The following is a 13834-nucleotide window of genomic DNA, read 5'->3' on the forward strand; positions in this document are numbered from 1 at the left end:
CTCACAGGCTGGTGTTCTTTTTATTTATACAAACCGCGTAATTTAATGTCTGCTTGAGAACCACGTAGCAAAATCAATATGGCGCAGAAGCAAACAACGACAGCAATAACAAAGGGAAGACCTTGAAAATAGAGAGGTTGCCCCTGACGAGATGAGAAATGAAGCAAGAATGCACCCAACAGCGGTGAAGCGGTGATCGCCAGACCCAACATACAGTTCTGCGCTCCCAAATATTCCCCTTGTCGTTCATTGCCAGCACGTAATGAAATCAAAGCACGAAGTGTTGAGTCGCTGATCAACGCCAGTGCATGCAAAGCAATTGCCCCCGCAACAATAAGTGGTGATACGGCCAGGCTATAAGCGATAAACGCCAGCATGTAGAATCCGTAACCGATGATCGCTGTGCGGTATTCGTTACAGCGCGTCACGAACATTTTTAGCAACCAAGTTTGCGTTATGATAATCCCGATGCCGAGTCCGGTAAGAGCCAGACCGTTTTCACGTGGTCCCCAGCCCAAACGTATTTCATTGAGTAAGACAAAACAGGCCAGAAAAATACCGTAAACCACCATGCCAAGCGCTGAAGCATAAACCAATCGTCTCAGTACCCCATCCGTCGCCAGTAGTTTCAAGCTGCCCACAGGATTGGCTCGGCGCCAGTCGAACGAACGCCGGTTCTCTTTGGTCAGACTTTCGTTCAGAACAAACATGGCGGCAATAGCGTTCACTGCGGCCAGTGAGCCAGCAATTACAAACGGCAGGCGTGGCGCAATCATGCCTAATAACCCACCAAAGGCAGGCCCGGCGACCATGCCGAAGCCGAGAACACCACTGACCAGACCGAAACGCGCGGCTCGCTGTGCTTCTGGCGTAACGTCCGCTACGTAAGCCGATGCAGCGGAAGTACTGGCGGCGGTGGCGCCTGAAAGAAATATACCGATCACCAACCATCCCAGCGACGGCGCTGTCGCCACCAGCGTATAACTCAACGCCGTTCCAAACAGTGTTGCAAGCAGTACCGGTCGCCGTCCCCAAGCGTCGCTAAGCGTCCCTAACAACGGGGCGAAAAGGAACTGTGCAAAAGCATATAGTGAGACAAATAACCCGATTAACGGCACACCCGCTTCCGGTGGCTGCGGGGCAACCTCCCGCAACAGATCGGGTAAAACGGGAAGGACAATCCCGATACCCAGAGCATCCACAGCCAATGTCATTAGGATGACTGCCAATCGGCGTTTATGCTGTCGGTTTTCAGGAAGGTGAACCGTTGGGGAAGAGTCACTCATACCTGTCCCCCTTTTATGATTGACGGAAAGTGATGGATTATCGCCTGCGATACATGTGCCACGTGCTCTTCCATCAGACAGCTATAATGATTTCCCGGCACTTCTGCGATGCGAATGGGCAGGCTGGAGAACTTCTCCCAACCCCAGGCGTTGGTCTCCCGGATCTCCGGCACAACAACCCCTTTCGGTAAGGGTTCCACCGCTTTTATTAACAGCATAGGAATTGGCGACTGTACGGGTATTGGACGATATTTAGGGGACATATCCGACGCGGCCCGATAGACATTGAACAATCCGTTAATCGAGCTCATATCATTCTGTGCGTGAATCAACGAAAAACGTTTTAGTTGCTCTTGGATATAGCTCAGTAACGACTCACGTGGTAATGCACGCATTTCGTCGTCATCCAGGCTGTCGATCATTTCCAGTCGGTCAGTGTAGTAGGCAAAAATACCAAGAATCACTTTGGCGATATCAGCATCTTCCTGATACGGAACCGGTGCATAGGGTGGTGCGGCAGAGTCGAGTAGTATTAGAGAACCGATGCTTTCTCCTTCACCATGAAGCTGCCGGGCCATTTCATAAGCCACCTTGCCGCCTAATGAATGACCGCCGATATGATATGGCCCTTGCTTCTGTACCGAGCGCAAACAGGCAATGTAATGCGTCGCTATCTCTTCCACTGATTGGTGAGGCGCAGTTTTTCCATCAAGTCCCAAGTATTGCATACCGATAAATGGCAGTTCTCGTGGTAACGCTGCGGCCAGAGGCATAAATTGGGTAACATTGCCGCCCATACCCGGCACACAAAAGAAGGGTGAGTAATTACCATTACCGCCGTGATTAATTGGCGCCAGACAGTAGCGGATATGGGCATTCTCAGGAGCCTGGCTCTTTTTATCGTCAGATAGAGAACGGACGACTCGTGCCATTGTCGGCTGTTCGAGAAACTCCGCCAGCGTCAGACAGTGTTGGAAATGGTCACGCAAACGGGAGATCATCTGTGTTGCCAACAGCGAATGACCACCCAGTTCGAAGAAATCATCTTCCAGGTTAATCGTCTCTTCACCCAGTAGCTCATACCACAATTGACGAACCGCCTCCTCCGGGCTGGCGGAATCGGATATCGCCGATGAATTCTGTAATTGCGCGTACTGAACAGTAGTAAATTTACTGACAACGATCTGTGCTTCCATTCCGGCGATAGCCAGATCGAAAATAGCGCAGCCCTCTTGATTGCTGAGACCAATTACACTTTCTTTACGGCGGGCGGCATAATCCACAGCCATCCCTACTTCTGCCCAGGTATCCCAGTTAACTGACGTTACCGGTATAGCCTGTTGTCGCCAGTAGTGCGCCACGGCATCAAGATAACGATTCGCCGCCGCGTAGTCTGCCTGACCGATGCCACCTACCAATGAGGCAAGTGAAGAGCACAACAGAACAAAGTCGAGAGGGTCCTGACTAATCGCTGTCATCAGTTGCTGGGTACCACTTACCTTTGCCGCCATTACATGGCGCCAGTCCTGTGACGTGCCATGTTCCAGCAATCCACTGGCTTCAATACCCGCTGAGTGAATCACACCATTGATAGCGCCAAAACGTGTCCGCATTTGTGCCAATGCTTCATTTAATGCCACACCGTCAGCAACATCAGCGCGTAATATCATGATTTCAGCACCCGATTTCCGTAACACATCGAGTAAAGCTTCATTTGCCGCATGAGTTTCCCGGCGGCTCAAAATACCGAGTTTAACCTTGCTGCATTTATTGCTGATGTGACGTGCTAGTAACTGACCGATACCCCCCAGTCCGCCAGTAATTAGATAAACACCGCCATCACGCAGAATTTGTCGGCGAGGTATCTCATCAAGCTCAGTAAATGTCTGCAATTCACGCTCACCCTGTTTAAGCGTAATGCTGGTAATCGGTATTCCTTCTGTTGCTTCTTCCGGTTGGATATCCGTATGCAGTTCCGCAATCAGCGATTGATATGTAGCAAAAGTGTCATCATCCAGATCGATATGACGTGCGGAACACCCGGGATACTCTGCCGCCAATATTCCCAGCAAGCCAAGCGCGGGTGCGGCATTACAGGCTTCCAGCACTCTGGCTGCCTGTAGGCCACGGGAAATCAGGGTAATATTAAAAACCCTGTGATGACCGGTCAGCGCTTTAATCGCCGCCGCCAGTTGTTCAAACGCGGCCTCTGGTTGAGAAATCCCTGCCGCAGTCCAGCACCAGATAATACGTTCTGGCAGCACTTGTTGCTGTATCAGGCAATCTATCAGTCGTTGATAATCTTCGGGTTGATCCTTACGCAAACTAAAGCGGTAAGTATCCTGTTGCAGAAATTGATCAGCATCTTCAACAACAATACTACCGGGCGTCGCCGTTTCCCATAAATCACTCAGTCCAGCGGCTTGGGCGCCAAAAATCAGCCACGGAGTACGATTCTGCTTTGCTTCGCCCAGCGGCTTCGGCAGCCATTGAGGGTGACGACACCACTGGGCTACATTCGCCTCACGTGCTGGCTGGCGTGGTAAAGAATTGAACTGGCGTAAATTGTAACCGTGAATTTCAACCAGCACCTGCTTGCAATTCTGACTCTCATCCCAACTAAATAGCGTTATGTCATAAGTCCGAGGTGCCGTCTCAACTGCCAGGCTGTAAAATTCGGCGCATAATGGCTGATGTAGCGTCAGCGAACCATAATGGAACGGTATTGAAGCATCGCCCGGCAACAGACAGGCATGTAGGAACACCGTGCCTAAGTCGAGCAAAGCAGGATGTAATGCAATATCAGGCAAATCATCGATAAATGCCGGATTGAGTCGCAACTGCGCCAACGCACAGCGATCACCCATCCACACACCTGCAATGCATTGCCAGCGCGGTCCATAGTCAGCAAATGCTTGATTGAAACGCTCCGATGCTTCTGCAACTTCTTCAAGCTGCAAATTCCGACGTAACTCATAAGGTGAAACAATATCTGCCGGTGGAGAGCACACGGCGGTAACATTGCCGTTTGCGTGAAGTTGCCACATGTCATCACCATCACCGCGAGATTCCAGCGTAAAGGCAAAGCCGTTATCAATGGCGGTCAAGCTGATGCGAATCTGACGCTCAACACCTGACGATAGTACCAACGGCGAGGGGAAGTAAACTTCACTGAAAGTAGCCGTGCCGCCGGGTTGCAATTGGTGAAAAGCACGACGCACTAATTCCAGGCAACCTGTGCCCGGTAATACGCCTTGCCCTTCGAAGATGCGATGTTCATCAATAAACCAGACATGATCATCTAGCTTACAAGTAAACTGTGTGACTCCCTCTTTATCCGATAACTGTGTGAAAGTCGGTAATTTTCTCCGTTGTGTATTTATGACGGCGGCTGATGTAGCGACAGGATGTTCCAACCAGAGATGTTGGCGTTGGAAGGGGTACGCTGGCAGCATAACCCGATGTAATTTGTGTGAATGACCAAATGCAGCCCAATCGATAGCGATTCCTTGCTGCCACAACTGCCCGATGGTATTAAGCAGCACCTCTTCATCCGATTTCTGCTGGTGAGTACGGCGCATTGTGGTCAGTATCTGAGCCTGCTCCGTCTGCTGTAGATCTTTCAGCATGCTGGTCAGCGCACTCCCCGGACCTACTTCAAGCAGGATTGGATTGTCATAACGGTTCAGCAACGTAAGAATACCATCATGAAAGCGTACTGGCCGACGCAGATGATCTCCCCAATAACCAGAATTGTCGTGATCCTGTTCACTGAACCAACGGCCGCTGATGTTGGATATCATCGGAATGGTGCCGGATTGCAGCGTGAAGCCGGCGCTGAATTCTCGCATCTGTTGTGCGGCGGCATCCATCAATGAACTATGAAATGCATGGGATGTCGTTAGTCGTCGGTAAGAAATACCCGCCTTGTCGCACTGTTCTTCCAGTGCAGCAATGTTGTCATGGCTGCCGGTTATCACGCACTGTTCAGGTCCGTTGATCGCTGCAAATTCACACTCTGGCGCCAGTGAAACCATGCGTGCAGATGATGCCTGTACTGCCAGCATTGCCCCTGTGGGCTGACGCTGCATGATTGCAGCCCGATTTGCTACCAGTGCCAGTGTATCTTCCAGCTCGAGCATACCTCCTACACAGGCAGCAACCAGTTCACCGAGGCTATGACCAATCATTGCTTGAGGTGTAATACCCCACGCCTGTAGCTGGCAGGCCAGAGCATACTCAACAGTGAACAGGGCAGGCTGGGTATAACGTGTAGCATTTAACCGACTGATAGCATTGTCACGTTCCGATTGCGGATAAATTAACTGCCTGATATCCAGTTTGATGTGTGGCTGTAGCAGTTCGGCGCAGCGATCAAATTGCTGGCGGAATACACCATCGCGCAGATAGAGCGACTGGCCCATTTCAATAGACTGACTGCCTTGTCCCGGAAACATAAAAATCACCGGCCGATGTTGTTGCTTGCGACTAACCGTCTGCGGCGATAGCCGGCGTAGTTGATTGATTAATTGCTCCCGATCTTTTCCCACAACAAAAGCACGCTCATTGAAGGCGCTGCGTCCCTGTTGCAAAGTCCCGGCAATATCCGCCAATGGCTGATTACCGGTAGTCAGTGTTACTGCCAGACGTTCCCCTTGCTGAAGCAACGCTTGCGGCGTTTTCGCTGAAATCGGCAACAGATGCCAGAGTTCGTCATCTAATACACGGTCATCTTGCTGACGCGGAGCTTCTTCCAGAATAAGATGCGCATTAGTACCGCCAATGCCGAAAGAACTTACACCGGCACGACGCGGCTTACTGGTTTGCGGCCACGGACGTGCGGTATTGATCACGGAAAATGGGGTCTGTTCGAAGTGGATTGCAGGATTGGGTTGATGATAGTGAATACTTGGCGGCAAAGTCTGGTGACGCAGTGCCAACACGGTTTTGATGACTCCCGCGATACCGGCTGCCGCATCAATATGTCCTATATTTCCTTTCACAGAACCTATTGCACAACTTCCTACAGGCAACACTTCACCATCAGACTGTTCCAGAAAAGCCTGAGTCAGCGCACGTATTTCTATTGGATCGCCTAAGGAGGTCGCCGTACCATGCGCTTCGATATAACTGATGCTGGCGGGCGATACGCCGGCATTACGCAACGCGTCTTTGATCACTGAGGATTGGCCGTCAATACTTGGTGCTGTGTAACTCACCTTTTGTGCGCCATCATTATTGACAGCGGAACCTTTAATTACCGCATGGATGGTATCGCCATCTTCTAAAGCAGCGGACAAACGTTTTAGTAATATCATCCCACCGCCGCTGCCGCTGGCTGTACCGTTGGCCGCAGCGTCAAATGGCCGGCAAAGGCCGTCTGGAGACATAATTCCACCACTGACATGGACAAAGCCAACCTGTTGCGGATCGAGTGCTACAGCACCTGCCAACGCCATATCACATTCACTGCGTCGTAAGCTTTCGCAGGCAAAGTGAATAGAGGTGAGTGATGACGAACAGGCGGTGCCGATACTGACAGCCGGTCCGCTAAGGTTCAGCTTGTAAGCAGCACGTGTGGCGATAAAATCCTTGTCATTACCTATTTGCCACTGACCGGGATCGAGGTGCATCCGGTCTTTATTTGGCATGACGTTTTCCAGCAGGTAATAGTTGAAGCCACTACTACCAAAGACGCCCACCGAACGCGGTGTACTATCATTGCCATAGCCGGATAATTCCAACGTTTCCCATACCATCTCAAGAAACAACCGCTGTTGTGGGTCCATCACCTGCGCTTCACGTGATGAATAACCAAAGAAGCGTGCATCAAACCCGGCACAACCTTCTAGCAAACGTGCGCGTCTGACAAACTGTGGGTGACTTAACAGCGCTGGATCGACACCACGTTGTAACAATTCCTCGTCAGACAACGCCACACTGGCATCGTAACCCGCCAGCAATCGCTGCCAAAAAGTGTCGAGATCCGGCGCTTGTGGGAAACGGCCAGTCATACCAATAATCGCAATAGCATTGCTATCCTGAGTTGAAACATCCAACGTTGGAGTTGTTGTCTTTTCAGTGACTGTCAGCGGTGTGACTGCAACAGGTGTTTTTTGTTGCGACAGCGTGTCCAGTAGTTGAGCTTGTTGTCGAATGGTGGGATGAGCGAAAATATCGGTTACGGATAAGCCGCTGCCAAACGCTTCATTCAATTGCTGGAATAGCGCCATAACCCGTAGTGAGTGGCCGCCGGCATCGAAAAAGTTTTCGTCATAATCGATCTCATCCCTCTCCAGCAGTTCACGCCAGATAGCCTCGACGCGACTAAGTGATGACACAACTTTGGTTGGCACAGGAGAAGATTGGTGTTGACCGGCACGTGTCAGTTTCATTTCAGCCAACGCTTTCAGATCGACTTTTCCCGTAATGCCGGTAGGCAGTGCATCAAGAAAGAACAGCGCTGTCGGCACCATCACTTCACTAACTTGTCGGCGTAATGCGTTCAGGATCTCACTACGGCTGGTTTCGCCAACAATGTATCCCGCCAACTCTTTATTGCCTTGGCTATCGGTGATCGCCAGCGCTTCGGCCTGACGTACACCCGGCAACGCACTTAGGGCGGCCCGTACAGCATTCAGTTCAATTCGATGACCACGGATTTTTACCTGACGGTCAACTCGACCAACAAACTCCAGCGCGCCATCCGTGCGTTGGCGCACAATGTCGCCGGTACGGTACATGCGAGCCTTTAATTGTGGTACAAAACTATCGGGTAAAAACACCTCAGCGGTTTTTTCATCCATACCCAGATAGCCCTGTGCAACACAGGTTCCCGCTAAATAAAGCTCACCCAATTCCCCCGGCGCCACGGGCTTTCTTTGTTCATCAAGCAGATAGAAGCGAACATCGCCCATTGGACGCAGCACCAGATTTTGTCCTGCGGCATGATAATCGGTGAGGGATACCACAATCGCACATTCAGTAGGGCCGTATCCATTCATCAGCCTGCGCCCTACAGACCAGCGCTGGGCGACTTCGGGCATACAAGGCTCACCAGTTACGATAAGCGCCTGGAGATTAGGCAGAGCTACTAACGGCACTATCGCCAACGCGGAAGGCACAATCCACATATGTGTAATCTGTTTATGCGCCAGCCATTCTGTCAGCTCACTGCCAGGCAACAGTTGCTGTTTATTACCGAAGACCACGCAAGCGCCTGTTGCAAGCGCCGGAAAAATTTCTCCCAACATCACATCAAACACGGGAGAAGAGTACTGCACTATGCGAGAAGAAGGTTCAAGCCTCAGCTCATCGCGGATTGCCAGAATGTTATGGCAGACACTGCGGTGGGAGACAGCAACACCTTTCGGTTTACCCGTCGATCCCGAAGTGTAAATAACGTAAGCGCAATCATCCGGCTGGCAGATAGCCGCCATAGTCATATAAGGTGCATTGGCTATATCTAACTCATCGATATTAATTGCCGCCAGACCAAGACGCTGGCACAGAGGCGCTGTTTCATTTCGGCACAATATCGCTTTTATTTCTGCATTATCAATTACATATCGATTTGCTGGTTCGGCATTGTCAGGAGCCAGCGGCACAAACACCGCGCCAATCCGGTTAATTGCCAGCATTGCCGTGACATTATGTGGATGATGTCCCATCAGAATGCCAACTCGATCGCCACGGCCTGCACCTGCTTGTTGTAGTTGCTGCGCCACATATGCCGTTAATATATCAAGCTGCTGATAACTCAGACTCAATTCATCACTTTCCAGCGCCACATGCCCGCCATACTGGGATAGGCTTTGCTGGAACAACTGAAACAGTCCCTGTGGCTTATCAACAACAAGTTCTGATTGGGCGCTACTGCCAGCATTAACCGTCAACAAATCAGCCAATGTCGTATCTGGTTTTTCAATGATTTGCGACAACATAGCTAGCAAATGTTCACTCATCCGTCCCAGAGTGACGGCAGATAACACTCCCGGCATTGCCATAAAGTGAGCGTAAACCTGACCATTCATACGGTTAATAGCCAGTTCCAAATCAATTTTAGCTCGATAATTCCCCAACTCGACATCTGAGACTTTCATGTCTCCCAGTGTTGCATCGTTTGGTTGATCCAATTCACAGGAAAAAATAGTTTGGAAAACAGGATTCTTACCCGCCACACGAGGCAAATTAAGTGTTTGTACCAAATAGTCGAACGGCAAATCACGATTTTCAAGAATGTCGAGACTAACCTGTCGCGTATGCATTAACAGTTGCTGAAAAGTTTGCAACTCACGGCTATTGATACGTACCGGCAACGTATTAGCAAAGTAGCCAATCAGCGCATCCCACGCAGGTATGGTGCGCAGCGACACCGGTGTTCCGACTATAAGATCCCGCTCATCACTTTGCTGACGCAACAGAAGTGCAAACAGACTCAACCAGACCATAAACGGTGTACAGTTTTGCTCGCGAGCCAGTTTCTCGACACCTTCAACATACACATGGGGAATAACACAACTTATTGCCGCCGCCTCGTCAGTTGGTGCGGCTATATCATTCAGTATCAGAGTCGCTGGCGCATCCGCCAATTGTTGACGCCAGAAATGAAGCTGTTGCTGTACCGCCGGTTCAGCCAGTCGAGTGCGCTGCCAGGTAATGAAATGCCCATAGTTTGCTTCTAATACGGGCAGCGTGGGGGCTTTACTTGCCAGACGTGCCTGATAACAGTGCCGTAACTCATCGAAAAGTATTGCCAGCGAACGACCATCGGAAATAATGTGATGCAGAGTAATACAAAGCACGTGCTCTTGCGGGGACAGCGTAAACAGTACCGCTCGGATGAGTGGCCCATTGGCGAGATCGAAACTTGCCATCACTTCTTCTCGTAACTTCGATGCCAGCGCTGAATCACCGCCGGAGATATTCTGTTGGCGCAGGGTTAACGTTAATTCAGACGCAACTTGATGATTGGGTTCAAAACTGGATGTGCCATCCGGCCCGCTTACTTTGCTGACTTGACTGGAGAATGTGGTACGCAATACATCATGACGTTGCACTACGTCATTCAATGCCTGCGTTAACGCACTAAAATGCAGATTGCCATGCAGGCGCAATGTAAAAGGCACGTTGTAACTGCAATCATCCGGCCGTTGCATCGCAATCAACCACAAACTGCGCTGACCGAATGAGAGTAAATCACTGACCTGCGAAACGTGCTGCACAGTAATACTCTGTTTCTCTGTGCTCTTTTCAATACTGTCTTTTTCAGCATTGTCCAGTAACGAGGCCAACCCGACGATAGTCGGATGATTAAAAATAGCGGAAAGCTTAAGCTGAACATCAAATGTCTTATTGATCTGTGTAATCAGATTGGCAGCAATTAATGAATTGCCGCCACAATAGAAGAAATTATCTTCCGTACCGATGACCTGAACCCCTAATGCCGTTCTCCATAATGCTAGCAATTGTTCTTCGCGGGCGTTAGCTGGTTCTGTCATAGATTCCTGATTTTCTGGCAGCGAAAAATCTGGAACCTGCAAGCGCTTACGATCAACCTTCCCGTTGGGGGTGGTTGGTAATTTATCGAGAAACACGAAGGCACGCGGCATCATATGGCCGGGTAGCCGCAGGGACAAATAACCACGTAACGTGTCAGTATCAGCGGATGACACAACATAGGCGACCAATACTTTATTATTGGTGCTGTCATCACAGGCGACAACCGCACACTGGCGCACATCTGCGTGTTCTAATAATGCGCTCTCCACCTCGCCTAATTCGACGCGAAAACCGCGAATTTTAACCTGATGATCACTGCGACCCATGAAATCAATAGTGCCGTCAGCCAGGAAACAGCAAACATCTGAGGTGCGATAAAAACGCGTACCACTAGCATCTACCACAAAACGGCCCTGGCTATCGAATTTGCCGGTAATAAATTTCTCTGCCGTGAGTTGAGGATTATTGAGATATCCTTTTGCTACGGTGACGCCAGCAATCAACAATTCACCACTGACGCCGATTGGCGCCTGTTGCAGGTGTTCATCGACAATGAACAGTTCACAGCTAGCCAATGGTCTACCCAATGGAATCACTCGCCCGGCTTCCAATGGATGTGTTTCCGGGTCAAAAACAGTGCTGTCAATGGCGGCTTCCGTCACACCGTAAGAACCGAGAATACGCGCATCGGGGCGGCAAAGCGCTTGCGCTGCATGCAGCTCATGACTAAACCAGACATCAGCTCCACACACCAATGTTGATAATCCATCCAGACGTTTCCCATTATCCTGACAGAATTGAATTAATTGACGCAGTACCACAGGAGGAAAATCACCGAAGGTCACGCCTTCGCTCATTATCAAGCGGTGCATTTCAGGGGCATCCAGCAACCATTCACGCGGACACATCACCAAGCATCCACCGCAGCCCAGAGTACGACTGAAATCCCCTATACTGAGATCGAAAATCGGTGCGGCAAGTTGTAGCGATACCGGCTCACCGGGTTGGGTGAAACGATAGTCATGGCGCCAGGCATGGTACGACGCATGCAGACTTCCGTGGCTTACCTCTACCCCTTTTGGATTACCGGTTGAACCAGAAGTGTAGATAACATAGGCGGAATCGCTCCCCTGAACCGGCCAAATTGGCTGTATATCCGGCGACGCTGGTTGACGAAACAGCCCGTCAACTTCCAGCACGATGGCACGAAAATCAAGCAAACCAACAGCATCTTGCTCACTGGTGAGGATCAGTACTGGCTGTGCGTCATTTATCTTATCGGCGAAGCGAGGATCAGAGGGGGATAACGGCACATAAACCGCACCGGCAGAGAGAATTGCGTAAAAAGAGATGACAATTTCTGGTCGGTAGCTCATAAATACTGCAACCCGGCTACCCGGTTCAACGCCGCACTGGCGCATCTTCGCGAGCAGGCATTGCGCGTACTCGTCCAGTTGAGCATAGGTGAAACGTTGATCACGCCAAACAATAGCTGGCGCATCTGGATTATTACGCACCTGTGACTTGATGCGTTCAGCTACCGAAATAAATTCCAATACAGGCAGAGGTTCCGCCGGCCGGGAGAAGCGAGCCAATGTCTCCAGCTCTTCTGGCGGCAACATGCTACATCTGGCGACAGAACGCTCAGGTTCACTTAACAAGGAATCTAACAATTTCTCATAGTGATTCACCATGCGAGTAATGGTGAGGTTATCAAACAAATCGGTGTCAAATTCAACCAGACAAAGTAGTGAATTTGGGGATTCTTCTATCGATAACGTCAAATCATATTTAGCAGTGCCAGAATGGATAAATTGTACTTCTGTTGCTAACCCATCCAGTTGTAATGCTTGTCCCGGACTCTTCAAATAATCAAACATAATCTGAAAAACAGGGGCATGACTTAGAGAACGCAGGGGCTGTATTACATCAACAATCTCATCAAACGGCAAATCAGCATTTTCATAGGCATCAAGCAATATATCGCGTGCTTGAACCAATAGATCACTGAAACTTATCCCGTCGTTAAAGCGAAAACGCAACGGTAATAAATTGATAAAAAAGCCAAGACGGACATGTTCATCAATATTGTGACGATTCGCAAATGGACTACCAATAACGATGTCTTCATCGTGTGAATAACGATTCAGTAATACTGCAAAAGCGGAAATCGCCACCATATAAGGCGTCAATCCATAACGTTGGCAGATTTTAGAAATACGTCCAACGAGAGATAAAGGAAGTGACTTCTGATATACCGCGCCACGTCCTCGTTGTTCCAATAGCCGTGGCCGATCTGTAGGTAATTTATGTAATTCAGGCAATTCCGCCAGTTGTTTTCCCCAATAGTCGCGTAAGCGCTGCCGGCGAGCGCTATTTATATGAATATCTGTTACAGAATCACTGATATGCGGGTAGGTAATCGTCGCTAAATTAGGATGTTGACCTACTTTATATTGGTTATAGGCATGGCTAAAATCATTAAGAAAAACGTGAGTAGACCAATCATCAAATACAATATGGTGAAGAGTAAATATCAACTGATGATCGTTCTCTTGCCGACGAAGCAATAAACAACGAAAAGGTAAATCACGACTGAGATTAAAACCGTATCTTGCTTCATTATCGTAGATTGATTGTATTTTGCTTTCGCTCTCCTCTGGGGAATAATCGCTGAGATCACTGATGCGTAATTCAGGCCGCTGCGAATTCAATGCTATCTGCAATTCGCCATTGAGAACATGAAATTGTGAACGCAACACCGGATGACGCTCAATCATAAAAATAATAGTTTTTTCAAGCGCTTCTCTATTTAACGTGCCACGTAAACGTAGCGAAAATGGCACGTTATATAATGCTGAATCCATATTTCCTTGGCTAATAAGCCATAGCCTGCGTTGAGCTGGTGTTGGTAATAAGCATGGAACATTCGATAAAGTGTTTGAATAATTACTCACAAAATTTTTCCTAAGATAAAAAGATTCTTGCAGCTCAGTGATTGCCGTAAAAACTATCACTCCTGGTTGTCAATCATTCTTATAGCAAAA

At 49.4% G+C, this 13834-nt stretch carries 2 protein-coding genes; both read right to left on the bottom strand.

From position 1 onward, the window contains the following. Positions 1–20 precede the first annotated feature (20 nt). Positions 21–1286, bottom strand: coding sequence for an MFS transporter (locus EAE92_RS00825; RefSeq protein ID WP_214066695.1), 1266 nt, complete (start codon positions 1284–1286; stop codon positions 21–23). Beyond that, complete coding sequence (locus EAE92_RS00830; RefSeq protein WP_339959336.1) at positions 1283–13744, bottom strand: hybrid non-ribosomal peptide synthetase/type I polyketide synthase; 12462 nt, start codon at positions 13742–13744, stop codon at positions 1283–1285. Before EAE92_RS00830 ends, EAE92_RS00825 begins: the two co-directional genes overlap by 4 nt. Positions 13745–13834: the final 90 nt, after the last annotated feature.

This window comes from Photorhabdus hainanensis, assembly GCF_018448965.1.
GTDB lineage: Bacteria > Pseudomonadota > Gammaproteobacteria > Enterobacterales > Enterobacteriaceae > Photorhabdus > Photorhabdus akhurstii.

Bases quoted from the DNA above. Each gene is read 5' to 3' on its own strand.
- EAE92_RS00825 (WP_214066695.1), bottom strand. From the start codon at position 1,286: ATGAGTGACTCTTCCCCAACGGTTCACCTTCCTGAAAACCGACAGCAT.